This window comes from Streptomyces lushanensis, assembly GCF_001700515.1.
GTDB classification, from domain to species: Bacteria; Actinomycetota; Actinomycetes; order Streptomycetales; family Streptomycetaceae; genus Streptomyces; species Streptomyces lushanensis.
In genome coordinates, this window is record NZ_MAUD01000072.1 from 1 (window position 1) to 24,122 (window position 24,122).

Consider the following 24,122-nt stretch of genomic DNA (forward strand, 5'->3'; position numbering starts at 1 on the left):
GACAGGAAACGGACGGGAGAGGCGGGACGGGGACATGAGCTGACGGACAGAGTTAGAGTAACCGAACGATCGGTCGGGACAAGAGGGCAGTGCAGACCGACCAGACGGCCGGGGAGGCGCAGGGCGCCGGCGACCGCCGTGACGGAGAGGGAGGAGGTGTTCGTGGCGAGCAGGCAGTCGTCGCCGACGATGTCCTCCAGGGCCGCGAACAGTTCCCGCTTGACGGAGAGCCGCTCCAGGACGGCCTCGACGCCGAGCTGGCGGACGCCGCGCTCGTCGTCGAGGCCGTCCTGGAGCGGCTCTCCGTCAAGCGGGAACTGTTCGCGGCCCTGGAGGACATCGTCGGCGACGACTGCCTGCTCGCCACGAACACCTCCTCCCTCTCCGTCACGGCGGTCGCCGGCGCCCTGCGCCTCCCCGGCCGTCTGGTCGGTCTGCACTTCTTCAACCCCGCCCCGCTGCTGCCGCTGGTGGAGGTCGTCAGCGGCTTCGCGACGGACGAGCGCGCCGCGCGGTGCGCGTCCGCGACGGCGCGGGCCTGGGGCAAGACGCCGGTGAGCTCCGCGGACACCCCGGGATTCATCGTCAATCGCGTCGCACGCCCGTACTACGCCGAGGCCTTCCGGGTGTACGAGGAAGGCGCCGCGGACCCCGCCACGATCGACGCGGTACTGCGTGGGTCCGGCGGCTTCCGGATGGGCCCCTTCGAGCTGACCGATCTGATCGGCCAGGACGTCAACGAGGCCGTCACCCGGTCCGTGTGGGAGTCCTTCTTCCAGGACGTACGGTTCACGCCCTCGCTCGCGCAGCGCAGGCTGGTCGAGTCGGGACGGCTGGGCCGCAAGTCGGGCCATGGGTGGTTCCCGTACGGCGAGGACGCCGCGCCGGGCGCCGGAGCGCGGACGGAAGGGCCCGCGCGGGCGCCCGCTTCCGTCACCGTGCAGGGCGCACTCTTCGCGGCCGACGCGCTGCCCGGACTCATCGAGGAGGCCGGTATCGAGGTCCTCCGTAAGGAGGACGCCGTCCCCGGCCTTCCCGGCTGGATCGAGCTGTCCGGCGGTACGCGGCTGTTCCTGGCGGACGGTTCGGCCGCCGACGACGCCGGGATGCCCGTCGTCCACTTCGATCTCGCGCTGGACTACCGCGCGGCGACACGGATCGCCCTGGCGCCCGCCGCCGGGGTCGACGCGACGGCCCTGAGCGAGGCCGTCGGTCTCTTCCAGGCACTCGGCAAGGACGTCAGCGTGATCGCCGACATCCCGGGCATGATCGTGGCCCGTACGGTCGCGATGCTCGTGGACTTCGCGCTCGACGCGGCGGCGCGCGGAGTGGCCTCCTCGGACGACATCGACACCGCGATGCGACTGGGCGTCAACTACCCGCGCGGGCCGCTCGACTGGGGCACGGAGCTCGGCGCGCGGTGGGTGCTGGAGACGCTGGAGTCGCTGCACGAGGAGTACCCCACCGGCCGCTACGCCCCCTCGCAGGCACTGCGTCGCCTGGCCGCCGCACAGGAGGAGGACGAGGCGTCATGACGACCGCCAAACGCGACGCGTACACGCCCGAGACCTTGCTGACCGTCGCCGTCCGCGTCTTCAACGAGCGTGGTTACGACGGCACGTCCATGGAGCATCTCTCCAAGGCCGCCGGGATCTCGAAGTCCTCCATTTACCACCATGTCGTGGGCAAGGAGGAACTGCTGCGCCTCGCCGTCAGCCGCGCCCTGGACGGGCTCTTCGGGATCCTCGACGAGGACGGCGCGGTCCGGGGACGGGCCGTCGCGCGGGTGGAGTACGTGACCCGCCGTACGGTCGAGGTGCTGATGGCCGAGCTGCCCTATGTGACGCTGCTGCTGCGGGTCAGGGGCAATACGCAGACCGAGCGCTGGGCGATGGAGCGGCGCCGTGAGTTCGACCAGCGGGTGGCCGATCTGCTCAAGGCCGCCGCCGCGGACGGGGATCTGCGGGCCGACATGGACATCAGGCTGGCGACCCGGCTGCTCTTCGGCATGGTCAACTCCCTGGTGGAGTGGTACCGGCCGCGCGCGGTCGGCGGCCACGGCCGTGACGAGGTGGCGGACGCGGTCGTCCGGATGGCCTTCGACGGACTGCGCGCGGAACGCCGCAGCGCCGGGCGGGCCCCGGAGAACCAGAGCCCCGGAGCCCCGGAGACCTAGAGCCGCGGAGCCCTGGAGACCTGGAGCGTCGGGCCCGTGGCTAGAGCGTCGGGCCCGTGGCGGTTCCCGGGCCGAGGTCCGTCTCCTCGAACACCAGCAGCGTGCGGGTGGACAGCACCTCCGGAATGGACTGGAGCCTGGTCAGCACGAGCTCGCGCAGGGACCGGTTGTCCGGCGCGTGCACCAGCAGCAGTACGTCGAAGTCACCGCTGACCAGGGCGATGTGGGTGGCCCCCGGGAGCTCTTCGAGCTGCTCGCGCACGGTGCGCCAGGAGTTCTGCACGATCTTCAAGGTGATGTACGCGGATGCGCCCTGACCCGCGCGTTCATGGTCGATCCTGGCGCTGAAGCCGCGAATCACCCCGTCGTCGATCAGCCGGTTGATCCGGGCGTACGCGTTGGCGCGCGAGACATGGACCCGCTCGGCGACGGACCGTATCGAGGCGCGGCCGTCCGTCCGGAGGATCCGGAGGATGTCCTCGTCGATGGCGTCGAGCGGGCGCGGCGGCGCGAGGGGCTGCTTCGAACCGGTCGTACCGCTCGTACCGCCCGCCTCGCTCGTACCGCCGCCGCCACGGCCGGTGCCGTGCGCGGCGCGTCCGGCGGTGTCGCGGACGGCCGGCTCGGCGCCCTGGTCCGCGCCGTCGGCCATTTGTTCAGCTCCCATGTCCCCCCACCTCTCCGCCATGGACGACCTGTGACCATCCCAGGCTGTGGAGAACCGTTTGTCCACAGGCTGAAGCCGCCTGTAGCCAAAATGCCTCAACGACCGAACAATCGGTAGGTGAGACGGGCCACATCAGACACCCCGTCGTCCGCCCGCTCCCACGAGGAGGTGCACGCGTGAAGAAGAGCAGTACGGTCCAGGAACTGCCCGGTGCCGCGGCCCATCGGCCCACCCCGCCGGCGTGGCAGCCGCGTACCGATCCCGCACCACTGCTTCCCGACGCCGAGCCGTATCGCGCGCTGGGCACGGACGCCGTGGCCGACGCCGATCCAGGACTGCTGCTGCGGCTCCACGCCGAGCTGGTCCGTGGCCGCAGGTTCAATACGCAGGCCACGGCGCTCACCAAGCAGGGCAGGCTCGCCGTCTATCCGTCGAGCACCGGCCAGGAGGCCTGCGAGGTCGCCGCCGCGCTCGTGCTGCGTGAGCAGGACTGGCTCTTCCCGAGTTACCGCGACACCCTCGCGGCCGTGGCGCGCGGGCTCGACCCGGTCGAGGTGCTGACGCTGCTGCGGGGCGACTGGCACACCGGGTACGACCCGTACGAGCACCGGGTCGCGCCGCTGTCCACCCCGCTCGCCACCCAGCTCCCGCATGCCGTCGGGCTCGCCCACGCCGCGCGGCTCAAGGGCGACGATCTGGTCGCGCTGGCCCTGGTGGGCGACGGCGGCACCAGCGAGGGCGACTTCCACGAGGCGCTGAACTTCGCCGCCGTGTGGCGGGCCCCGGTCGTCTTCCTCGTACAGAACAACGGCTTCGCGATCTCCGTGCCGCTCGCCAAGCAGAGCGCGGCGCCGTCCCTCGCCCACAAGGCCGTCGGATACGGCATGCCGGGCCGGCTGGTGGACGGGAACGACGCGCTGGCGGTGCACACGGTGCTCGCCGACGCCATGGCCCGTGCCAGGCGCGGTGAGGGACCGACGCTCGTCGAGGCCGTGACGTACCGCGTCGAGGCGCATACGAACGCGGACGACGCGACCCGCTATCGCGCCGACGACGAGGTCGAGACCTGGCGTGCGCACGATCCGGTCCGGCTGCTGGAGGACGAGCTGACCGCGCGCGGGATCCTCGGCGAGGACGGCGTCCGGCAGGCCGCCGAGGCGGCGGAGGCGATGGCCGCGCGGCTGCGCGACCGGATGAACGCCGAGCCGGCGCTCGACCCGATGGATCTCTTCGCACACGTCTACGCGGACCAGACCTCCCAGCTCCGTGAGCAGGCGGCCCAGCTCCGCGCCGAGCTGGCGGCGTCGGCCGAGGAAGGGCCGGGTGAGGTGTGATGACCACGGTCGCGGTGAAGCCCGCCACGATGGCGCAGGCCCTGCGGCGCGCGCTGCGTGACGCGATGGCCGAGGACCCGTCCGTCCATGTGCTCGGGGAGGACGTCGGCACGCTCGGCGGTGTCTTCCGGATCACCGACGGGCTGGCCGCGGAGTTCGGGGACGACCGCTGTACGGATACTCCGCTGGCCGAGGCGGGCATCCTGGGCGCGGCCGTCGGGATGGCGATGTACGGACTGCGGCCGGTCGTGGAGATGCAGTTCGACGCCTTCGCGTACCCGTCGTTCGAGCAACTGATCAGCCATGTGGCGAAGATGCGCAACCGCACGCGCGGCGCCATGCCGCTGCCGATCACCGTGCGGGTGCCCTACGGCGGCGGGATCGGCGGGGTCGAGCATCACAGCGACTCCTCCGAGGCGTACTACATGGCGACGCCCGGCCTCCATGTCGTCACTCCCGCCACGGTGGACGACGCCTACGGACTGCTGCGGGCCGCGATCGCCTCCGACGATCCGGTCGTCTTCCTGGAGCCGAAGCGGCTCTACTGGTCGAAGGCCGCGTGGTCGCCCGACGAGCCGGCCGCGGTCGAGCCGGTCGGCCGAGCCGTGGTCAGACGCCCGGGCAGCAGCGCCACCCTGATCACCTACGGTCCGTCGCTGCCCGTGTGTCTGGAGGCGGCGGAGGCGGCCCGCGCCGAGGGCTGGGATCTGGAAGTGGTCGATCTGCGCTCCCTGGTCCCGTTCGACGACGAGACGGTGGCCGAATCGGTACGGCGTACGGGCCGGGCCGTGGTCGTCCACGAGTCCACCGGATTCGGCGGCCCCGGCGGGGAGATCGCCGCCAGGATCACCGAGCGTTGCTTCCACCATCTGGAGGCGCCGGTGCTGCGGGTGGCGGGATTCGATATTCCGTATCCGCCGCCGATGCTGGAGAGGCACCATCTTCCGGGAGTGGACCGGGTGCTGGACGCGGTCGCGCGGCTCCAGTGGGAGACGGAGAGCTGATGGCCCAGGTGCTGGAATTCAAACTGCCTGACCTCGGTGAAGGGCTGACCGAGGCGGAGATCGTCCGCTGGCTGGTGTCGGTGGGGGATGTCGTCGCCATCGACCAGCCGGTGGTCGAGGTCGAGACGGCCAAGGCGATGGTCGAGGTGCCCTGTCCCTACGGAGGCGTGGTCACGGCGCGCTACGGCGAGGAGGGCACGGAGCTGCCGGTCGGGGCTCCGCTGCTGACGGTGGCCGTGGGAGCGTCGGAGCCGGACGACGCGCCCGCCGGCCCGTCCGCTCCCGTCGCCGCACCGCCCGCCGCGGATCCGGCCGTATCGCCCGCCGCACCCGAGGCCGCGGGCTCGGCGGGTCCGACGGGCCCGTCGTCCGGTGACACCTCGGGCAATGTGCTGGTCGGATACGGCACAGGCGCGCCGGTGGCGCGCAGGCGCCGGGTCCGTCCGGTGCGGAGCACCGCTCCCGCCGCGCTCCGTACGCCGCACGGTGGCACCCGGCCCGCTCCCGCCGCCGGGCCGGTCAACGGCGCGACGGGACCGGTGGCGGTGGTCTCCCCGCTGGTACGGCGGCTGGCCCGTGAGCACGGCGTCGATCTGCGGGCGCTGACGGGCTCGGGACGGGACGGACTGATCCTGCGGTCCGACGTCGAGCTGGCGATCCGGCACGGAGTCGCTCAGCCGCAGCTCCCGCCCCAGCCGCAGCTCCCGCCGCACGTGGGGGCGCGGCAGCAGGCGTCGCCCGCGACGGCCGCTCCGGTGGCCGCCTCCCGGCCGTCGCCCGTCTCCGCCCAGGACGGAGCGGTCCGGGTGCCGCTGCGCGGGCTCCGGGGCGTGGTCGCGGACAAGCTCAGCCGCAGCCGGCACGAGATTCCGGACGCGACCTGCTGGGTGGACGCGGACGCCACGGAGCTGATGGCGGCCCGTACGGCGATGAACGCGGCCGGAGGCCCGAAGATCTCGCTGCTCGCGCTGCTCGGCCGGATCTGCACGGCGGCCCTCGCCCGCCATCCCGAGCTGAACTCCACCGTGGACATGGCCGCCCGGGAGATCGTGCGTCTGCCCGCGGTCCATCTCGGCTTCGCCGCCCAGACCGAGCGAGGGCTGGTGGTCCCTGTCGTACGGGACGCGCACACGCGCTCCGCCGAATCGCTGAGCGCCGAGTTCGCGCGTCTGACGGAGGCCGGCCGGACGGGCACGCTGACTCCGGGCGATCTGACCGGCGGGACCTTCACGCTCAACAACTACGGGGTGTTCGGCGTCGACGGTTCCACGCCGATCATCAACCACCCGGAGGCGGCCATGCTCGGCGTCGGCCGGATCGTGCCCAAGCCCTGGGTCCACCAGGGGGAGCTGGCCGTACGTCAGGTGGTGCAGCTCTCGCTCACCTTCGACCACCGGGTCTGCGACGGCGGTACGGCGGGCGGTTTCCTGCGCCATGTGGCGGACTGCGTGGAACAGCCGGCGATGCTGCTGCGCACCCTGTAGCGGGACATTCCGGGTGGCGGGTACGGGCCCGCGCCGAAAAGGCCGAGAACTTCGGCCTTTGTATACAGGCCAAGAGCTTCGAACGGGTGATCGCGGCTCATACTTCAGCCATGACCGCGTATGACGCCATCGTGCTCGCCGGGGGTGCCGCCAAGCGGCTCGGCGGGGCCGACAAGCCAGGGGTACGGGTCGGGGGCCGGGCGCTCCTCGACCGCGTGCTGGCCGCGTGTGACGAGGCCGCCCGGACCGTGGTCGTGGGCGGCCGGCGGCCCACCGCGCGGCCGGTGCGCTGGGCGCGCGAGGAGCCGCCCGGCGGCGGCCCGCTGGCCGCGCTCGACGCGGGAGTGCGGTGCGTCGAGGCCGACACCGTGCTCGTGCTCTCCGCGGATCTGCCGTTCCTCGGCAGGGCGACGGTGCGCCGGCTGGTCGAGACGCTGGACGCCGGCGGCCGGGAGGCGGTCCTGCTCACCGATGCCGACGGCCGTGACCAGCCGCTGGTCGCCGCCTATCGCGCGGAGCCGCTCCGTCGCGAACTCGCCCTTCTCGCGACCGAGTACGGCAACCTCCGCGGGCTTCCGCTGCGTCTGTTGCCGGACGAACTCGATCTCGCCCGGGTCGATGACGATCCTCTGGCCTCCTTCGACTGCGACACCTGGGAAGACATCTCCACGGCCCGGGCCCGAATCAGAGAGCATGGAACCGTGCTGGATGAATGGATCACCGCAGTCAAGGACGAACTCGGCATCGAGTTGGACGTGGACATCAGCGTCCTGCTCGATCTGGCCCGCGACGCCGCCCATGGCGTCGCCCGGCCCGCCGCGCCGCTGACGACCTTCCTGGTCGGCTACGCGGCGGCCAAGGCCGGCGGGGACGGTCCCGAGGCCGTCGCGGAGGCCGCGCGCAAGGCCGCGGCGCTCGCTCTGCGCTGGGCGGAGGAGGCGGAGGGCGGCGACGGACCGGGAACCGAGGGAGCCGACGCCGGATGACCACCCGGGACCACGACCCCGACGGGATCGACGGGATCGACGAGGCCTTGGCGCTGGTCGCCGCGGGGCCGGCCGCCGCGCCCGGCCCGGTCGGGCGCTCCGGCCCGGCGCGCGGCGCGGACCGGAGCGACGGTGGGGACGAGAGCGGCGGCACGGACCAGGAGCGAGGGGACCACGGCGGCGCTTCCGGGGCCACGGCGGCGCCGTCGGCGTCGGCGGCCGGTCCGGCCCATGGCGCCTCCGGCGGCCGGGCCGCGTCGGGCCGGCACCGGGCCGAGCCCTGGGAGACGGCCCGCGCGATCGCCGTACGGTCGGGACGCTCCGCGCGCCGGGCGTCGGCCGCGCCGACCGACCGCGTACCGCTCGACCGTGCCCTGGGCCGGGCGCTGGCCGAGCCGCTGGCTGCCCTGACCGATCTGCCGTCCTTCGACACCTCGGCGATGGACGGCTGGGCGGTGTCGGGGCCCGGCCCCTGGGCCGTACGGAGCGCGCACGGCGCGTCCGCACGGAGCGCGTCCGACGGCCCCGCCGAGGACAACGGCATCCTCGCCGGAAAAGGAGAGGCGGCGCCGCTTCCCGACGGGGCCGCGGTACGGATCGCCACCGGCGCGCGGATCCCGCCCGAGGCGACCGCGGTGGTGCGCAGCGAGCACGCCCGCATCGACGGCGGCCATCTCCACGCCGAGCGTGAGGTGGTCCCGGGCCAGGACATCAGGCCGCGCGGTCAGGAGTGCGGCTCCGGGGACCGGCTGCTGCCCGCCGGTTCGCTGGTGACTCCCGCCGTGCTGGGTCTGGCGGCGGCGGCCGGATACGACGAGCTGCTCACCGTCCCCCGGCCACGCGTCGAGATACTGGTCCTCGGCGATGAACTGCTCAACGAGGGTCTGCCCCACGACGGACTGATCCGGGACGCCCTGGGCCCGATGATCGCGCCCTGGATCCGCTCCCTCGGCGCCGAGGTTCTCGCCACCCGCCGGATCGGCGACGACGCCGACGCGCTGTGCCATGCGATCACCGGCTCCGTGGCCGATCTCGTCATCACCACCGGAGGCACGGCCTCGGGACCGGTCGATCATGTCCACCCGGTGCTCCGGAAAACGGGCGCCGAACTGCTGGTGGACGGTGTCGCCGTACGGCCCGGCCATCCCATGCTGCTGGCCCGGCTGGCCTCGGGACACCATCTGGTGGGCCTGCCCGGCAATCCGCTCGCCGCGGTCTCCGGGCTGCTGACGCTCGCCGAGCCCCTGCTGCGGTCACTGGCGGGACGGGCCCCCAGGATTCCGTATCGCACACCGCTGCGTGATCTGGTGCAGGGCCATCCGTCCGACACCCGTCTGGTGCCGGTCGTCCACCGTGACGAGGGACTCGTACCGCTTCATTTCAACGGTCCGGCCATGCTGCGCGGCATCGCCGCCGCCGACGGGCTCGTGGTCGTACCGCCGGGCGGTGCGCGGGCGGGCCAGGAGCTGGAAGTGCTCGACCTGCCATGGACGGCCGGAGCCGAGGGAGGATGTTTCACGTGAAACTTCCCGGCCAGGATGCGATGGCCAGACAGGCCGACGAATATCTGGTCACCGCCCGGGTGAAACTTCCGCGCCGGAAGGTCGTCCGTCCGCTGCTCCAGGTCAGCCGACGGCTGCTGATGGCGCTGTTCGTCCTGGCCTTGACGGTGTTCATCGTCTTTGTCGACCGACAGGGCTACCACGACAACGCCGATGAATCGGTCGACTTCCTGGACGCCGTCTACTACGCCACTGTGACACTCTCCACGACGGGTTACGGAGACATCGTCCCGTACAGCGACAGTGCGCGGCTGGTGAATGTGCTGCTGGTGACGCCGCTGCGCGTGATCTTTCTTATCATCCTGGTCGGTACCACTCTTGAGGTCCTCACCGAGCGCACCCGGGAAGAGTGGCGGCTGAGCCGCTGGAGGTCCAACTTGCGTGACCACACCATCATCGTCGGCTACGGCACCAAGGGCCGCTCGGCGATACAGACCCTCTGTGCCACCGGACTGAAGAAGGATCAGATCGTTGTCGTCGATCCGTCGAACAAGGTGATCGAGGCGGCCAACGCGGAGGGGTTCGTCGGGATCGTCGGCGACGCGACCCGTAGCGATGTACTGCTGCGCGCGGAACTCCAGCGCGCCCGCCAGATAGTCATCGCCACTCAGCGCGATGACACCGCGGTCCTGGTCGCGCTGACGGCACGCCAGCTCAACCGTACGGCGAAGATCGTGGCCGCCGTGCGGGAGGAGGAGAACGCACCGCTGCTGCGCCAGTCCGGCGCCGACGCGGTCATCACCAGCGCCAGTGCCGCCGGCCGGCTGCTCGGGCTTTCGGTGCTCAGCCCCAGCGCCGGAACGGTGATGGAGGATCTGATCCAGCAGGGCAGCGGCCTCGACATCGTCGAACGGCCCGTCATAAAGTCCGAAGTGGGCAGAGGCGTCAGGGAGACGGACGATCTGGTGGTGAGCGTGCTGCGCGGGCACCGGCTGCTCGGCTACGACGATCCGACCGCCAGCCCGCTTCAGCTCACGGACCGTCTGATCACCATCGTCCGGGCGCAGAGCCCCACGGCACCGGACAACTCCCATGCCCCGTAGCGCGATGCCCCCCGGCGCCGACGTGTCCCAGGACCGGTCGGCGCGGCAAGGGCGGGAGTAGCCTCGCGCTCATGTATGCGATCACGATTCCGGAACCCGGTGGCCCTGAGGCGCTCGTCTGGGCCGAGGTGCCCGATCCCGTACCCGGCGAGGGCGAGGTCCTCGTCGACGTCGTGGCGAGCGCAGTCAACCGCGCCGATCTTCTGCAACGGCAGGGCTTCTACGATCCGCCGCTCGGCTCCTCCCCCTACCCCGGTCTGGAGTGCGCGGGACGGATCAGCGCGCTCGGCCCGGGAGTCGCGGGCTGGGCCGTCGGCGACGAGGTGTGTGCGCTTCTGGCGGGCGGAGGGTATGCCGAGAAGGTCGCCGTACCCTCCGGCCAGCTTCTTCCCGTACCGAAGGGCCTGGAACTGGCGACAGCCGCGGTGCTTCCCGAGGTCACCTGCACCGTCTGGTCGAACGTCTTCATGATCGCGCATCTGCGGCCCGGCGAGACGCTGCTGGTGCACGGCGGCGCGAGCGGTATCGGCACGATGGCCATCCAGCTCGCCAAGGCGGTGGGCGCGCGGGTCGCGGTCACGGCGGGCGGTCCCGAGAAACTGGCGCGCTGCGCCGAACTGGGCGCGGACATCCTCATCGACTACCGCGAACAGGACTTCGTCGCGGAGATCCGCGAGGCCACGGGCGGCGCCGGCGCGGATGTCATCCTCGACATCGTCGGTGCCAAGTATCTGGACCGGAATGTGAAGGCCCTGGCCGTGAACGGCCGTCTCGCGGTGATCGGTCTCCAGGGCGGAGTCAAGGGCGAACTCAATCTGGGCGCCCTGCTGGGCAAGCGCGGCGCGATCACGGCGACGTCGCTGCGCGCCCGCCCCCAGTCCGAGAAGGCGGCGATCGTCGCGGCCGTACGGGAGCATGTCTGGCCGCTGATCGACAACGGTGACATCCGCCCGGTCGTGGACCGGACGATGACGATGCCGGAGGCGGCGGAGGCGCACCGCGTACTGGACTCCGGCACCCATGTCGGCAAGGTGCTGCTGCTCACGCCGACCGGCGGCCGACCGCCGGCCGACCACCGCCCCGCCTGACGGTCCCCCGGCCCGGTGCGCCTGTGGTGTACCGGGCCGCGAGGGGGCGGACCCTACAGATACGGGCCGGAACGGAGCGCGCCGTGTCCCTGCTCGCCCTCGTCGTCCTGGACCGAGCCCGGCGGCAGCGCCCGGCGCATCTGTTCGAGCTGCGCCCTGGCCGCCATCTGCTGGGCGAACAGCGCCGTCTGAATGCCGTGGAACAGGCCCTCCAGCCAGCCCACCAACTGGGCCTGCGCGATACGCAGCTCCGCCTCGGAGGGAATCGCGTCATCGGTGAAGGGGAGCGAGAGCCGCTCCAACTCCTCGACCAGCTCGGGAGCGAGGCCGTCCTCCAGCTCCTTCACGGAGCCCGCGTGGATCTCCTTGAGCCTGACCCGGCTCGCCTCGTCCAGAGGAGCCGCCCGTACCTCCTCGAGAAGCTGCTTGATCATGCTTCCGATGCGCATGACCTTGGCCGGCTGTTCGACCATCTCCGTCACAGGAACCTCGCGTCCCTCGTCGGCACCGCCACCACCGCCGAGTGCCATTCCGTCCTGTCCCACCACGAGGACATGGGGGCTCTCCTGCGACCGTTCGTTACTCGGCATCTCCATACGGCCCATTGTCTCGCACATGTGAGTCACCACACGCGTGCCCCCGTACGAAGAGGATCCCTCCTCGTACAGGGGCGCGATCGCACCGTGTGCGCCGCTCCGGGCCGGCCGGTCCGATGGCCGCGCGGCGGGTTACGTCGCGGCCCGCCGGCCCAGTGTCCGGTGTGAGCGGGTGACCAGCGCCGCCAGGATCGCGGCACCCAGCGGAACGGCGACCAGCAGCGCGGCCAGCGTCCCCCAGGGGATGACGACGGGCACATACGGGGTCGTCAGGGCGCCCCAGCCCTCGTCGAGTGCCCGCTGGTGGAACGTGAGCTGGGCGCGGCGCTCCGTCAGCCGCAGTCCGATCGCCGGCAGGACCCCGGCGGCCGAACCCAGCAGCACACCCATCGCCGCCACCACCCCGCACTGGAATCCGCTGAGCGTCCTGCGCACCCGCGCCGGGGCGCCGACCGCGGCGAGTGTCTTGAGATCGGCCTCGGCGTCCGCCTGCGCGAGACCGGTGGCGATACCGGCCGCGCCGATGGTGACCAGCCCGGCGAAGACCGTCAGCGCCAGCAGCACGATGTTGTGGTTGCTGGTGAATCCGGCCTCGATGTGGAGATTCACCTGGCTGCCGGTCTTGGCCAGCTCGCCGTCCAGCTTCTGCTTCTGCGCGCTGGTCGGCAGCGCGCCGGTCGAGTAGTACGCGCCGAGCGGGAGGGTGCTGATGCCCGCGGCCTTGGCCGTGGCCGGAGTCATGACCATCGCGATGCCGTACGCGTTCTCGTCGTCCGGCGCCTGGTGCGCGCGGAACGACTTGACGGTGCCGGGTGACGGCAGGCCCTTCTGGATGGCCGCGTCCGCCTTCTCGATGTCCGTGATCAGCAGGATGCCGATCTTTCCGGCCGCGTCGACGTTCCGCTTGTCGAACGAGACGATCTGGCCGTCCGCCAGCGCCTTCTCCGCGCCCGTGTCCTTGATGCCGAGGATTTTCAGCAGCGTGGCGTCACCGATCAGCACACCGCCGGCCACATCGCTGTAGACCGAGTCCTGTGCGCAGCGCCAGTCCTTGGCGAGCTTGCGCCGCTCGGCCTTGCTGAACTTCTCCGAAGGATCCTCCGGCCCTGTGGACCAGAGCGGACACTGATGGGCCTTGGGGACGACGACTTCGTACCGTCCACAGCCCTCGTCGCCGGCGTACATCGAGCAGCTCGGCTTTCCGACGGAGATACGGTCCACATCGGCCCGTAGATCGACGGGCAGATTCTTCTGGACCGCCGTGCGGATGGCCGGGACGTCCCGGCCGCCGTCCTCGTCGACCATCACCGAGATCGCGCCATGGGGGAGCCTTGGCTGGTACGCGGCCCGGTCCTGGGCATCGCTGCTCGTGGCATATGTGGAGACCGCCACCGTGCCCGCCACCGCGGCCAGTACCGCCGCCACGGCGGGCGCCGTGCGGCCCCTGTTCCGTACGGCGTCGCGCAGCGCCAGCCGTGGCGAGAGCGGAAGCCGGCGGCCGAGGCGGCCGAACAGCCCGACCAGGGCCGGTGTCAGCGCGACCACGCCCAGTTCGGCGATGGCGCTGCCACCGGCGACGATCGTGAACTGGTCGGTCATCATCGAGCCGTACAGCGCGATCACCGCACCCAGCGCGACCGCGATCAGCCCGAGAACCGGCAGGACCCTGCTGCTCCTGCGCACTCCGCGGCGACCGGTGAGTGAGGCCAGAACCGTCTGCCGGGAGGCGGTGACGGCCGGGACGATCGCCGCGAGCAGACCGGTGAGCACGGCGAGCAGTGCGATCCCGAGGAGTTCCAGCGGCCGGATGTCGAAGCCGCCGAAGCGCTGGCCCATGTAGTCCTCAAGCACGGGCCGCAGCGCGTAGGTGAGCCCCAGACCGAGGGCCGTACCGATCACGGCCGAGGCGAGACCGATCACCAGACCGCCACCGAGGACGATGGCCCGGATATGGCGCCGGTCGCCGCCGTTGGCACCGACCAGCCCGAGCTGACGGCGCGAGCGCCGGGCGCCGACCGCGAAGGCCGGACCCGCCAGCAGACAGATCTCCAGCATGGCGAGGCCGACGACGGTGCCGGCAGCGGCCAGTTCCGTGGCGTCGGCGACCGCGCTCTGCTCGTATCGCCCCTGATCGTTCTGCTGGTACAGCGGCACATCCGCGTCGGCGGGCGGATCGAGGGCCACGGCGCGGGAGGTCACCAGCATGCCGTGGGTGTTGGCCTCCTTCACCATGTTCCACGTGAAACCACCGGGCACGCTGACGAGTTGAGTGGTGCTCGGGTTCGTTCCCGGCAGTCCGTCGGCCCGGAGCGCCTTGTCGAGCGGGGCCAGCAGCGCTCCGGGGAGCGCGTTGACCTGGTCGGTCTCCAGTGAGTCGGGCAGTTCGTAGGCGCCGACGATCCGGTACTCGGTGCCGAGTCCGCGCGCGGTGAGCCGCGAACCCACCCGGAGCCCGCTGACCTCCAGGAAGTGGCTGGTCGCGGCGACCTCGTCGGCCCGTTCGGGGAAACGGCCCTCGGTGAGCCACATGATGCCGTCGGCGATCGGGTCGGCGGCCTTCAGCTCACGGATCTCGGTCTGGAGCAGCCCGTGGGCGGTACGGAGTTTTCCCATTCCGACCGTGTCCTCAAGGACGGTGGCACCGGCCGGGACGGCTTTGCTGATATCGCCGGGTCCATCGGGCCAGGGCTCGTTCTCGAAGTCACCGACCGGCGAGTAGTTGTCCGCTTCGGGGCTTTGATGGAGCGCCACGCCGCCGAACCGCGGATCGGTGATCTGGGCATCGGCCCGGCCGAGCGTACGGTCGAGCTGCTCCTGTGCGGACAGCTCGGAGCTGCGCAGAGTCAGATCGAAGGCGCTCACGCCGAGGATCGGAAGCGCGATCATGGAGAGTACGAGAAGGCTGCGTCCCTTGGAGCGCCAGGCGTCGCGACGGGCGATCCGCAGGGCCGCGCGCCAGGAGTGGTACCAGGTCTTCACCGTTCGGCCGCCTGGCCCGTGAGCAGCGAGTCCGCCTGGCTGCGGATGGTCTGGTCGACGACCGTGCCGTCCCGCAGGAAGACCACCCGGTCCGCCCAGGCAGCGAAGCGCGGCTCATGGGTGACCAGAACACCGGCGGCGCCCGCGTCGCAGCGGGTGCGCAGCAGGGCGAGCACCGACTCACCCGTTTCGGAGTCCAGCGCGCCGGTCGGCTCGTCGGCGAGGACCAGACGCCGGTCTCCGACGAGCGCGCGGGCTATCGCCACGCGCTGCTGCTGGCCGCCGGACATCTCGTCCGGGAACCGGTCGGCGAGCTGCTCAAGTCCCATCTCCGCCAGCGCGGCCACGGCCTCGGTGCGCGCCTTGCGTGCGGAGGTGCCGTCGAGTTCCCGGGGCAGTGCGATGTTCTCGGCGGCGGTGAGGGCCGGGATGAGGTTGTAGTCCTGGAAGACATAGCCGATGCTGCGGCGGCGCAGAGCCGCGAGCTGCTTGCGGCCGACGGTGGTGATGTCGGTGCCCTCGACGATGACACGGCCCGAACTGGGGGTGTCGAGGCCGCCCGCGATGGTCAGCAGCGTGGACTTGCCGGAGCCCGAGGGACCCATCACGGCGACCAGCTCGCCGGGGAACACATCGAGGTCGATACCGCGCAGGGCGTGGACCTCGGTGGCGCCGCTGCCGTGGACACGGGTCAGCTCCTGGAGCCGCAGCACGGGCTGCTGCGACGGTTGTGCGTTTTCGGGCATGAGGGATCCCCCTAGGGCGGTACGTGCACATACGCGTATGAGGTATGTGTGCTGGGTGGGAAAGAGGCTCGGTGGGAGGGAAGAGTGAGAGCGCGCTACGGCGGCGGCCCGGTCCGGTCAGGCCGGGGCGCCGCCCGGAACGTCGACCGGGGCAGGCGGGGCGGCGTCCGAAGGAGCCGCCGGAGAGGTGCCCCGGGCGGTGTCCGACGGCCGTCCGCCGGGTTCCGGCAGCAGCGCGAGCCGGATCAGCCGCGCCTCGCAGTGGTCGAGCCAGCGGGCCTCGGCCTCGGTCTGGAAGATGAGCTGTTCCAGTACGAGCAGCCAGGCCACTTCGTGCCGGTCGGCCGGGACGGCTTCCAGGGCCTGGGCCTTGAGCCGGGTGTAGTCCTGCATCGCCTGGATGGTGTGGCGGCGCTGCGACTGGATGACCTCCCGGATGTCGACCCCGGGCGCGCCCACCGCCATGGCGAGCTTGATCGCCAGCTCGTCACGGGGCGGGCTGGTGCGGTCGACCGGCGTACGGAACCAGGACTTCAGCTCCGCGCGGCCGGCGTCGGTGATCGCATAGAGCACATGGCCCGCTCGGTCCTCGCCGTCCTGCGCGATCATGCCGTCGCGCTCCAGCCGGCTCAGCGTCGTATAGACCTGGCCGACGTTGAGCGGCCAGGTGGCGCCCGTGCGCGACTCGAACTCCGTACGGAGCTGAGAGCCGTAGCGCGGACCGCGTTCCAGGAGGGCCAGCAGCCCGTGGCGAATCGACATACTCAGTATGTATACCGGGTATGGTGTAGCCCGCAAGCGACTTGAGGCGGACCGGGTGAGTACGCCGCAGGAATGACACGGGTGCGGAGCGCGCGCCGACGCGGGGCGGATACGGGCGCGGGCCGGGCGGTGTCCGCGGGCAGGCCCGCGCCCTTGTCCGCCCCCGGGACCGGCCCCAGAACCGGGCGCTGGAAGAGGCGCTCAGCGGCGGCGGAGCCGTAGTCCGAGGAAGCCGAGTCCCAGTCCGATCAGGGTGATTCCCGTGCCCAGGGTCAGCACCGCGACCGGCCGTGCGGAGGGATCGCCGACGGTCCGGGTGGCGGATTCACGGGCGGCGGAGGGCGGCCGGCGCCGAGGCGCCTCGGAGTCCTCCGGCGGATGGACGAACTCCTCCAGCGGCTCGTCCGCCGCGTGTCCGTCCGTCTCCCGGTCGGTCCCCTCGTCCGTCCCGTCCGTGCCCTTCCTGTTCCCTCCCGGCTCGGCCGCCTGGTCCTCCTCGCTCTCCTCGCTCTCGCCGTGGCGCGAGGGCGACGCGGGCTCGGACGGCGACGTACGGGGGCGGGCGTCGGACGGCGAGGCCGGGATCCTGGGCGGGCGGCTGGGGCGCGCGGAAGGTGCCGGGCCGGTCTCCGTGGTCGTCTCCGGGTCGCCCTCGGTCTCCTCGTCCGTCTCCCAGCCGGACTCCCACTCCGCCTCGGGATCGGCCTCCGGGTCGCCGCCGTCGTCCGCCCGTGGGCCGCCGTCGTCCGGTGACGCCGCCTCGGGCTCCGGCGGTCTCCCGGGACGTGGCCGTCCCTCCCCGGCCGGACGGCCGGCCGACGAGAGCGCCGACTCGGCGGAGGCTGTCGGACCCGTCACGGGTGGGGTGGACTCCTCGGCGTACGCGCCGGGCGCGGCCATCAGCAGTGAAGCGACCGCGATCGCGCAGGGGGTGCGGAGCGTAGGAGTCACCGACTCAGCGTCACATGTAATGACAAATCCGGCATCTCGAAACGTTTCCGCAACGGCCCGCAGCGGCCCGCACGAGACACGACGGACCCCGTGACCGCCACGCGCGTGACCGCCTCGCGCGGCCCGGACCACGGTCCCCGCGCGGCCCGCGACTATCCCGCGTACCCCGTGGAGATCGTCAGCTCGAACTCCTGGCCGTCCGGCGGCACCGCGGCCCCCGGCCTCGGGTACTGGTCGATCACGATGTCCTTGGCCCAGGATCCGTCGTCCTCCGACTTCACCGGCGCCCATGACCAGCCCGCCTCGCGGAGGCAGTCCTTCACCGAGAGGATGTCCTTGTAGCGCAGGTCGGGAGCGGTCACCTTCGACGGATCCAGTCCGTCCTCCGAGGCGTCCGTGCAGTCCGATGTGTCGATCGTCCGATTGCGCTCCGGGGACCGGTATCCCTCCCGGGAGGAGTTGCCGACGGGATCCGCCGTACCGCCGCGGGCGCCCGAGTTGTCACCGTTGAGCGAAAGCACCGCTGTCAGACCCCAGATGGCCAGCAGCGCGACCGCGATCGAACCCACGACGATCGGCAGGTTCCGGTTCCGTCTGCCGCCTCCGCCGCCATGGCCCCCGGCGTGCGAGCCATGGCCGCCACGGCCACCGGGAGTGGTCGGAGGCTGCGGCGCCATCGCGTACGGCGGCGGGGTCTGCGGCATCGGCCGCATCGGCTGCTGGGAGCCCTGGTAGGCCGGGGCCGACTGCGGATAGCCGTAGCCCGGGCCCGGCGTGCCCGGCGCCGACGGCGGCCCGGCGGGCGTCGGCGGTCCGTACGATCCCGGGCTGTACGGCGTCCGCACACCGTGCGCCGGCGGTGCCTGGCCCGACTGGTCCACCGGCGGGAAGACCGCGGACCCCACGCCCGGCCCGCCGCCGCTGTTCTGCGGGGCGCCCGGCACGATCGCCGGAGCACCGGCCTGCCCGGCGCTCAGTACGCGCGCGCACTCGTCGCGCATCGCCGAGGCGCTCGGAAACCGCTCGTTCGGGTTCTTCTTCAGCGCCCGCGCGACCAGCGCGTCCATCGCCGGAGTGATCGAACGGTTGACGGTGGACGGAGCGACCGGCTCCTCCTGCACATGGGCGTACGCGATCGCCAGCGGCGAGTCCGCGTCGAACGGCAGCCGGCCGGTGAGCAGTTGGAAGAGCATGATGCCGACCGAGTACAGATCGGACCGGGCGTCCACGGCCCGCCCGAGCGCCTGCTCGGGCGAGAGGTACTGCGGCGTACCGACGACCATGCCGGTCTGCGTCATCGAGGTGACGCCGGACTGCATGGCGCGCGCGATGCCGAAGTCCATCACCTTGACGACGCCGCGCTTGGTCATCATCACATTGCCCGGCTTGATGTCCCGGTGCACGAGGCCCATCTCGTGGCTGGCCTCCAGTGCCGCCAGCACATCGGCCGTCACCTTCAGCGCCTTGTCCGCCGGCATCGCGCCGTACTGCGCGATGTCCCGCTGGAGCACGGAGCCGAGCGGGTGCCCTTCGACGTACTCCATGACGATGTACGGCATCGGCTCACCGGAGCCCGCCGCGGCGCCGCTCTCCTGGACCGTGTCCTCGCCCGTGTCGAAGACGGAGACGACATTGGTGTGCGACAGCTTGGCCACGGCCTGGGCCTCGCGCCGGAACCGCTCGCGGAAGGACTGCTCGCGTCCCAGCTCCGTGTGGAGGGTCTTGATGGCGACCTTGCGGTCGAGCGCCGTGTCATAGGCGAGATATACGGACGCCATCCCGCCCTCGCCGAGGAGTTCGCGAAGCTGGTACCGGCCGCCCGCGACCGAACCGCCCGCGTAGCGGCCCCGTGCGCCGTGCTGGCTCATGACTGTGCTTCCCCCTCGGCGCGCGGACGCGGTCCGACAAGCAGTGGACGCGGTGGTGCTCACGCGGTGATCCCGTCAGTACGCGCCAAGTCTGCCCGAGGGCCGTGACACGTCAAGCTGGGTGCCCGTTCCGTGACCGTACGCACAACAAGCGTCTCGGAAGCGTTACCGGAAAAGCATGGAACAAGCGTGGAAAGACGGTGGAATTTGCGTGGGTGTCGCGTTGCCCGGTTTCATGGCCGGTCCACCGTGGACCGGCGTGTCATACGGAGGCTGTAGCGTGATGTGCCATAGCCAATCCCGAAGACGAGCACCGGGCCACCACCCCTGAGAAACACCCTGAGAAACACAGGCATACCGCGGACCGCGCACGCGGTCGTGAAGCGGACAGAAACGACGGCGAGGACTGATGGCACCCGAACCCGAAGCAGGCGGCGGAGTGTCGGACGCCGCGGACTCCTGGGGCGATGGCGGCCTGGTCGGAGGGCTGGTCGGCGACGGACGCTACCGGATGACCCACCGTCTCGGCCGTGGCGGCATGGCCGAGGTGTTCGCGGCGGAGGACGTACGGCTCGGGCGCACCGTGGCCGTCAAACTGCTCCGCGCCGATCTCGCGGAGGACCCGGTCTCCAAGGCCCGGTTCACCCGTGAGGCACAGTCGGTCGCCGGGCTGAACCACCACGCGGTGGTGGCGGTGTACGACTCCGGCGAGGACACGGTCAACGGGCAGACCGTGCCGTACATCGTGATGGAGCTGGTCGAGGGCCGCACCATCCGCGATCTGCTGGTCAACGCCGAGGCACCGCCGCCCGAGCAGGCGCTGATCATCGTCTCCGGAGTGCTGGAGGCGCTGGCCTACTCGCACCAGCACGGCATCGTGCACCGCGACATCAAGCCCGCCAACGTGATCATCACCGACGCCGGCGCGGTGAAGGTGATGGACTTCGGCATCGCGCGCGCCCTGCACGGCGCGCAGTCGACGATGACCCAGACCGGCATGGTCATGGGCACGCCGCAGTACCTCTCTCCCGAGCAGGCACTCGGCAAGGCGGTGGACCACCGCAGCGATCTGTACGCCACGGGCTGCCTGCTCTACGAACTCCTCGCGCTGCGGCCCCCGTTCACCGGCGAGACCCCGCTCTCCGTGGTGTATCAGCATGTCCAGGACATCCCGGTGCCGCCCTCCGAGGTCTCGGACGTGGCGCCGCCGGAGCTGGACGGCCTGGTGATGCGCTCGCTCGCGAAGGAGCCGGACGACCGGTTCCAGAGCGCCGAGGAGATGCGCGGGCTGGTCCAGTACGGCCTGCAGATGCTCCAGCAGCAGGGCAGCCACACGGGCACCTGGAACACCGGCACGTTCGACACGCACCTCGGCGGCGGCACCCCGGCGATGGGCATGGCCGCGACGACGGCGATGGGACACCCCCCGCACGGCGACACCTCGCAGAGCCCGATCCTGCCGCCGATGAACCCGCACGACGGCGGGTACGACGGCGGCCACCACGGCGGCGGAGGCGGCCGGGGCAAGCTGTGGCTCTTCGTCGCGCTCGCGGTGATCGCGATCGTGGCGGGAGTGGCCTACGCCATCAACGGCATCAGTGACACCGGCAATGACGGCAAGTCGGACACGCCGACGGTCACGCCGAGCGAGGAGACACCGAGCGAGGAGAGCCCGACGCCGTCGGACGAGCCGAGCGAGACCCAGCAGACGGACGACTCGTCGGGCGGCAGCGGTGGGTCGGACTGGCCGCCGCCGGAGAAGCCGACCCCGAGCCTGACCCACTCCGACGAGCCGACGGACACCCCGTCCAGCACCGATACGGGGACGACGGACGGCGGCGGTACGGGCGACGGCGGGACCACCGGCGAACCGTCGTCGCCCGATCCGTCGGATCCGACGCCGCCGGACGGCGGCGGAGACGGAGAGCCGGGTGGCGGGACGCCCGGTGGCGTCGGGACGCCGGGCGGCGCCGACACCGGCGGTGACAACGCCGGTGCGTCCACCACCGGCGGCTGATACCGGGCCCGGAGCGCCGCACCGGCGGGCCGGTCGCTCCTCCGGGGCCACCCGATCTCCGTCGGGGCGGTCCCGGGCCCCGGTCCCGGGAGCGCCCCGGGACCGGGACGGAGCTCAGCCCGCGAAGGCCTCACGGACCGCCTCGTACTCCCTTGTCCACCACACCGCGAGGGCCGACACCGCTGCGAACAGCGGGTCGGCCCTCCGGTCGTCGAGCTGATAGCGCCAGCGCAGCACCCAGAAGTCGTTCAGCCGCTCCCACCACACCCGGTGGACGGCGGCGGCCAGTTCGGAGGCGGCGGCTCCGGCCGCGCGGCGGTAGGCGCGCGCGTACGCCCGTACCTTCGGCAGCTCCAGCTCGCCCGTCGGCCGTACGAAGAAGATCGCCGCGGCCCGTACGGCCTCCTCGGCCCGTGGCTGTACACCGAGCCGGTCCCAGTCGACGATCGCGGCCGGCTCGCCGCCCCGGTAGAGCAGGTTCAACGGATGGAAGTCGCCGTGCACCCAGCCCGTGGCCGGCTCGGCCCCCGGGCGCGGACGGCGGTGGGCATGGCGTTCCAGCAGGTCGCGGCGCTCCACGAGACGGTGTTCCGCGAGGGCGTCGAAGGTGTCCCGGGGCCTGCGGCCACGGGCCAGCGCCAGCAGTTCGTCGATCAGCCCGAAGGTGTCGGCCGGGTCCGGGCTGTCGTAGAGGCTGTCGTACGCGAGCGGCGCGGGGTCCGGCTCCATCACCCGCTCCAGACAGGTGTGCACCCGGCCGAGGAGCCCGCCGAGGTGCCGTGATTCGACGGCCGTGAGCTGGGCGCCGTCGCGATGACGTCCTTCGACCCAGGGATGCAGGGCGTAGCAGCGGCCCTTGATGACCGAGACGGTGTCGCCGTCGGCGTTCTCGACGGGCGGCGCGACGGGCACACCGAGGATCTGGAGCCGCTGGGTGGCGCGGTGCTGGCGGGTGATGGCCTGGTGATCGCCGTCGAGATGGTGCTTGAGGAAGTAGGAGCCGCGCGTGGTGTGGACCCGGTAGCCGTGATTGAGCAGCCCCTGGGCGACGGGTTCGCAGGACAGCGGCTCGCCCGTGTTCCGGTAGCGGCGCAGCAGCGTACGGACGGGAGGAGCGGAATGACCGGCGCGCGCGCCGGGGATCGCGGTGGCTAAGGGTAACGCTGGGCTCACGGGGACCCCGGGAGCCGCGGGGCTCCCGGGGTTCGCGGAACGTACGGGGCTTGCGTGGCTTGCGTGGCTTGCGGAAAGGGGACTTGCGTGGCTGGCACGAGCGGCAACGGGCTGAGGGATGACAACGGTCGCAGCAGGCGCAGCGATTTCATATGAGCGCGGCACTTGTCAGATGTTAGATCACGCAGCGTGTTGGCTGTGTCGCTCTCGGGAGTAGTCGAGTGTGTGTACGGTGACAAACTGCGGTACAAGCCGCATATAGACCGGCTCGAACGGTTCTCCGTCCACCCGGTGCGGGCCACCGCCGAACAGTTCCAGCTCCGGAGCCGTCGGCTGGATGATCTCGGCCGTACCGGTGAACTGCACCGACCAGCGGTCGGGCTCGTCGCTGCTGAAGTTGTCGGCGCCGTACGCCACCACTCCGCCGCCGCAGGCCCGGTGGTAGCCGTGACCGGCGTGCATGCGCAGCAGGACCGAGTCGCCCGTGACCACATGGCGGGCGGGGGCCACGAACGGCATGGCCCGCATGCTCGTGGCGACGCGTCCGTACGACACGCGGTTGAGCAGCTCTATGGCGCGGACTTCCTCGGTGGACATGTTGTCCACTCTCCGTCACAAGACCGCCTCGTCAACAGAGGACGCGGCCCTTCAACCGAGGGACGTTGGTCCCGGTTGGGACAGGGCCTGACGCGGTACCACGGCCGGACGGGTGACCCAGTGCGACGGCCGACCGGTGGCCGGCGGGTGGCCGCTGAACGGCGACCGGCGGGTGGCCGGCGAACGCGACCGGCGGGCGAACGGCGACCGGCCGGGCCGGGCGACTTCGTGCCGCCAGCTCAGTTCTTCTCGGCCTGGCGGCGCGCCACATACGCCGCCGCCTGGGACCGCCGCTCCATCCCGAGCTTCGAGAGCAGGCTGGAGACATAGTTCTTGATCGTCTTCTCGGCGAGATGCAGCCGCTCACCGATCGCCCGGTTGGTCATGCCCTCGCCGATCAGATCCAGGATCCTGCGCTCCTGGTCCGTGAGCGCGGCCAGCTTGTCGTCACCCTTGGGGTCGCTGCCGCTGCGCAGCCGCTCCAGCACCCGCGCCGTGGCCACCGGGTCGAGCAGCGAGCGGCCCGCGGCCACGTCCCGTACCGCCGTCAGCAGCTCGTTGCCGCGGATCGCCTTGAGCACATAACCCGAGGCCCCGGCCATGATCGCGTCGAAGAGCGCCTCGTCGTCGGCGAAGGAGGTGAGCATCAGACACTTGATGTCCTCGTCCTGCGAGCGGATCTCCCGGCAGACCTCCACCCCGCTGCCGTCCGGCAGCCGGACGTCCAGCACGGCCACATCCGGGCGCGTCGCCGGGATCCGGGCCATGGCGTCGGCCGCCGTGCCCGCTTCCCCCACGACGTCCATGTCGTCCTCGACGGAGAGAAGTTCGTAGACACCCCGACGGACGACTTCATGGTCATCAACAAGAAATACTGTGATTTTTCCTTCTTGGTGCACAGAATTCAGTCTCACACACTCACCTGCGCCCTGCCCTTCCCTGCCGCAGATCAGCGGGATAACGTGCCGTTGTTCCGGCGGCCTGCGAGGCTGTGACCAGTGGTTGTTCCAGACTTTGTCGATTTACTTGGAAATCCAAGCAAAATTGCAGGTCAGATGGGGTTTCGCAGTAATGCGGCCCACTGGGTAA

At 71.5% G+C, this 24,122-nt stretch carries 20 protein-coding genes and 1 pseudogene; 10 read left to right on the forward strand and 11 right to left on the reverse strand.

The features are described from left to right. Positions 1 to 239 (reverse strand): 3-hydroxyacyl-CoA dehydrogenase NAD-binding domain-containing protein (locus BFF77_RS38065; protein WP_245703286.1); only part of this gene is annotated, 239 nt, incomplete at its 3' end. Between the two features lie 15 nt (positions 240 to 254). Here BFF77_RS38065 and BFF77_RS06330 point away from each other — a divergent pair. Further along, a pseudogene (locus BFF77_RS06330) lies at positions 255 to 1,535 on the forward strand (3-hydroxyacyl-CoA dehydrogenase); the annotation flags it as partial. Continuing rightward, positions 1,532 to 2,176: a TetR/AcrR family transcriptional regulator gene (locus BFF77_RS06335; protein ID WP_066944684.1), complete on the forward strand. Its 645-nt coding sequence runs from the start codon at positions 1,532 to 1,534 to the stop codon at positions 2,174 to 2,176. The pseudogene BFF77_RS06330 and the gene BFF77_RS06335, both read left to right, overlap by 4 nt. A 40-nt stretch (positions 2,177 to 2,216) precedes the next feature. Here the strand turns inward: BFF77_RS06335 and BFF77_RS06340 are convergent, their stop codons facing one another. Next, on the reverse strand, positions 2,217 to 2,828 hold the full coding sequence (locus BFF77_RS06340) for an Lrp/AsnC family transcriptional regulator (protein WP_425424345.1): 612 nt from the start codon (positions 2,826 to 2,828) through the stop codon (positions 2,217 to 2,219). 191 nt (positions 2,829 to 3,019) lie between these two features. Here BFF77_RS06340 and pdhA point away from each other — a divergent pair, with 191 nt between their 5' ends. From pdhA to BFF77_RS06375, 7 genes are all read left to right on the forward strand, one after another. Beyond that, a complete protein-coding gene (gene pdhA, locus BFF77_RS06345) occupies positions 3,020 to 4,177 on the forward strand; it encodes a pyruvate dehydrogenase (acetyl-transferring) E1 component subunit alpha (protein ID WP_066944686.1) in 1,158 nt (385 codons plus the stop codon). Beyond that, a complete protein-coding gene (locus tag BFF77_RS06350; protein WP_066944688.1) occupies positions 4,177 to 5,181 on the forward strand; it encodes an alpha-ketoacid dehydrogenase subunit beta in 1,005 nt (334 codons plus the stop codon). The genes pdhA and BFF77_RS06350 overlap by 1 nt, the downstream gene beginning before the upstream one ends. Then, the gene (locus tag BFF77_RS06355; RefSeq protein ID WP_066944690.1) at positions 5,181 to 6,665 is read left to right on the forward strand and encodes a dihydrolipoamide acetyltransferase family protein; all 1,485 of its coding nucleotides are present in this window, start codon (positions 5,181 to 5,183) and stop codon (positions 6,663 to 6,665) included. Before BFF77_RS06350 ends, BFF77_RS06355 begins: the two co-directional genes overlap by 1 nt. 110 nt (positions 6,666 to 6,775) lie before the next feature. After that, a complete protein-coding gene (locus BFF77_RS06360; protein WP_066944692.1) occupies positions 6,776 to 7,651 on the forward strand; it encodes an NTP transferase domain-containing protein in 876 nt (291 codons plus the stop codon). Then, entirely contained in the window at positions 7,648 to 9,174 is a 1,527-nt protein-coding gene (locus BFF77_RS06365) for a molybdopterin molybdotransferase MoeA (RefSeq protein WP_066944694.1), read from the forward strand. Before BFF77_RS06360 ends, BFF77_RS06365 begins: the two co-directional genes overlap by 4 nt. Further along, a complete protein-coding gene (locus tag BFF77_RS06370; protein WP_211280171.1) occupies positions 9,162 to 10,256 on the forward strand; it encodes a potassium channel family protein in 1,095 nt (364 codons plus the stop codon). The genes BFF77_RS06365 and BFF77_RS06370 overlap by 13 nt, the downstream gene beginning before the upstream one ends. Positions 10,257 to 10,327: 71 nt before the next feature. Beyond that, positions 10,328 to 11,344 carry an NAD(P)H-quinone oxidoreductase gene (locus BFF77_RS06375; protein ID WP_066944698.1) on the forward strand — a complete coding sequence of 339 codons (1,017 nt, stop codon included), beginning with the start codon at positions 10,328 to 10,330 and terminating at the stop codon, positions 11,342 to 11,344. Positions 11,345 to 11,397: 53 nt separating this feature from the next. Here BFF77_RS06375 and BFF77_RS06380 read toward each other — a convergent pair whose 3' ends face one another. The 6 genes from BFF77_RS06380 to BFF77_RS06405 form a co-directional block, all read right to left on the reverse strand. Next, positions 11,398 to 11,940 carry a bacterial proteasome activator family protein gene (locus BFF77_RS06380; RefSeq protein WP_066944723.1) on the reverse strand — a complete coding sequence of 181 codons (543 nt, stop codon included), beginning with the start codon at positions 11,938 to 11,940 and terminating at the stop codon, positions 11,398 to 11,400. A 132-nt stretch (positions 11,941 to 12,072) separates the two neighbouring features. Then, positions 12,073 to 14,919, reverse strand: a complete 2,847-nt coding sequence (locus BFF77_RS06385) for an ABC transporter permease (protein WP_066944701.1) — start codon at positions 14,917 to 14,919, stop codon at positions 12,073 to 12,075. Beyond that, positions 14,916 to 15,665, reverse strand: a complete 750-nt coding sequence (locus BFF77_RS06390) for an ABC transporter ATP-binding protein (protein WP_066944703.1) — start codon at positions 15,663 to 15,665, stop codon at positions 14,916 to 14,918. Before BFF77_RS06390 ends, BFF77_RS06385 begins: the two co-directional genes overlap by 4 nt. A gap of 117 nt (positions 15,666 to 15,782) precedes the next feature. After that, the gene (locus BFF77_RS06395; protein WP_066944705.1) at positions 15,783 to 16,427 is read right to left on the reverse strand and encodes a PadR family transcriptional regulator; all 645 of its coding nucleotides are present in this window, start codon (positions 16,425 to 16,427) and stop codon (positions 15,783 to 15,785) included. A gap of 201 nt (positions 16,428 to 16,628) precedes the next feature. Continuing rightward, positions 16,629 to 17,378 carry a hypothetical protein gene (locus BFF77_RS06400; RefSeq protein ID WP_066944707.1) on the reverse strand — a complete coding sequence of 250 codons (750 nt, stop codon included), beginning with the start codon at positions 17,376 to 17,378 and terminating at the stop codon, positions 16,629 to 16,631. 152 nt (positions 17,379 to 17,530) lie between these two features. Continuing rightward, positions 17,531 to 19,246 (reverse strand): protein kinase domain-containing protein, encoded by a 1,716-nt coding sequence (locus BFF77_RS06405; protein WP_066944709.1) that lies wholly within the window; start codon positions 19,244 to 19,246, stop codon positions 17,531 to 17,533. Positions 19,247 to 19,655: 409 nt separating this feature from the next. Here BFF77_RS06405 and BFF77_RS06410 point away from each other — a divergent pair, with 409 nt between their 5' ends. Beyond that, positions 19,656 to 21,263 carry a protein kinase domain-containing protein gene (locus BFF77_RS06410; protein WP_066944711.1) on the forward strand — a complete coding sequence of 536 codons (1,608 nt, stop codon included), beginning with the start codon at positions 19,656 to 19,658 and terminating at the stop codon, positions 21,261 to 21,263. A gap of 114 nt (positions 21,264 to 21,377) precedes the next feature. Here the strand turns inward: BFF77_RS06410 and BFF77_RS06415 are convergent, their stop codons facing one another. The 3 genes from BFF77_RS06415 to BFF77_RS06425 all read right to left on the reverse strand — a co-directional run bounded on the left by BFF77_RS06415 (position 21,378) and on the right by BFF77_RS06425 (position 23,932). Then, complete coding sequence (locus BFF77_RS06415; protein ID WP_066944726.1) at positions 21,378 to 22,406, reverse strand: phosphotransferase; 1,029 nt, start codon at positions 22,404 to 22,406, stop codon at positions 21,378 to 21,380. Positions 22,407 to 22,616: 210 nt separating this feature from the next. Then, positions 22,617 to 23,033 carry a pyridoxamine 5'-phosphate oxidase family protein gene (locus BFF77_RS06420; RefSeq protein ID WP_066944713.1) on the reverse strand — a complete coding sequence of 139 codons (417 nt, stop codon included), beginning with the start codon at positions 23,031 to 23,033 and terminating at the stop codon, positions 22,617 to 22,619. Positions 23,034 to 23,272: 239 nt separating this feature from the next. Next, the gene (locus BFF77_RS06425; protein ID WP_066944715.1) at positions 23,273 to 23,932 is read right to left on the reverse strand and encodes a response regulator; all 660 of its coding nucleotides are present in this window, start codon (positions 23,930 to 23,932) and stop codon (positions 23,273 to 23,275) included. Positions 23,933 to 24,122: the final 190 nt, after the last annotated feature.

What these genes read in the sequence shown, in the direction of transcription:
- BFF77_RS06335 (WP_066944684.1), top strand. Translation starts at nt 1,532, where the DNA reads ATGACGACCGCCAAACGCGACGCGTACACGCCCGAGACCTTGCTGACC.
- BFF77_RS06340 (WP_425424345.1), bottom strand. Translation starts at nt 2,828, where the DNA reads ATGGCCGACGGCGCGGACCAGGGCGCCGAGCCGGCCGTCCGCGACACC.
- BFF77_RS06350 (WP_066944688.1), top strand. Translation starts at nt 4,177, where the DNA reads ATGACCACGGTCGCGGTGAAGCCCGCCACGATGGCGCAGGCCCTGCGG.
- BFF77_RS06355 (WP_066944690.1), top strand. Translation starts at nt 5,181, where the DNA reads ATGGCCCAGGTGCTGGAATTCAAACTGCCTGACCTCGGTGAAGGGCTG.
- BFF77_RS06360 (WP_066944692.1), top strand. Translation starts at nt 6,776, where the DNA reads ATGACCGCGTATGACGCCATCGTGCTCGCCGGGGGTGCCGCCAAGCGG.
- BFF77_RS06365 (WP_066944694.1), top strand. Translation starts at nt 7,648, where the DNA reads ATGACCACCCGGGACCACGACCCCGACGGGATCGACGGGATCGACGAG.
- BFF77_RS06370 (WP_211280171.1), top strand. Translation starts at nt 9,162, where the DNA reads ATGTTTCACGTGAAACTTCCCGGCCAGGATGCGATGGCCAGACAGGCC.
- BFF77_RS06375 (WP_066944698.1), top strand. Translation starts at nt 10,328, where the DNA reads ATGTATGCGATCACGATTCCGGAACCCGGTGGCCCTGAGGCGCTCGTC.
- BFF77_RS06380 (WP_066944723.1), bottom strand. Translation starts at nt 11,940, where the DNA reads ATGGAGATGCCGAGTAACGAACGGTCGCAGGAGAGCCCCCATGTCCTC.
- BFF77_RS06390 (WP_066944703.1), bottom strand. Translation starts at nt 15,665, where the DNA reads ATGCCCGAAAACGCACAACCGTCGCAGCAGCCCGTGCTGCGGCTCCAG.
- BFF77_RS06395 (WP_066944705.1), bottom strand. Translation starts at nt 16,427, where the DNA reads ATGTCGATTCGCCACGGGCTGCTGGCCCTCCTGGAACGCGGTCCGCGC.
- BFF77_RS06405 (WP_066944709.1), bottom strand. Translation starts at nt 19,246, where the DNA reads ATGAGCCAGCACGGCGCACGGGGCCGCTACGCGGGCGGTTCGGTCGCG.
- BFF77_RS06410 (WP_066944711.1), top strand. Translation starts at nt 19,656, where the DNA reads ATGGCACCCGAACCCGAAGCAGGCGGCGGAGTGTCGGACGCCGCGGAC.
- BFF77_RS06420 (WP_066944713.1), bottom strand. Translation starts at nt 23,033, where the DNA reads ATGTCCACCGAGGAAGTCCGCGCCATAGAGCTGCTCAACCGCGTGTCG.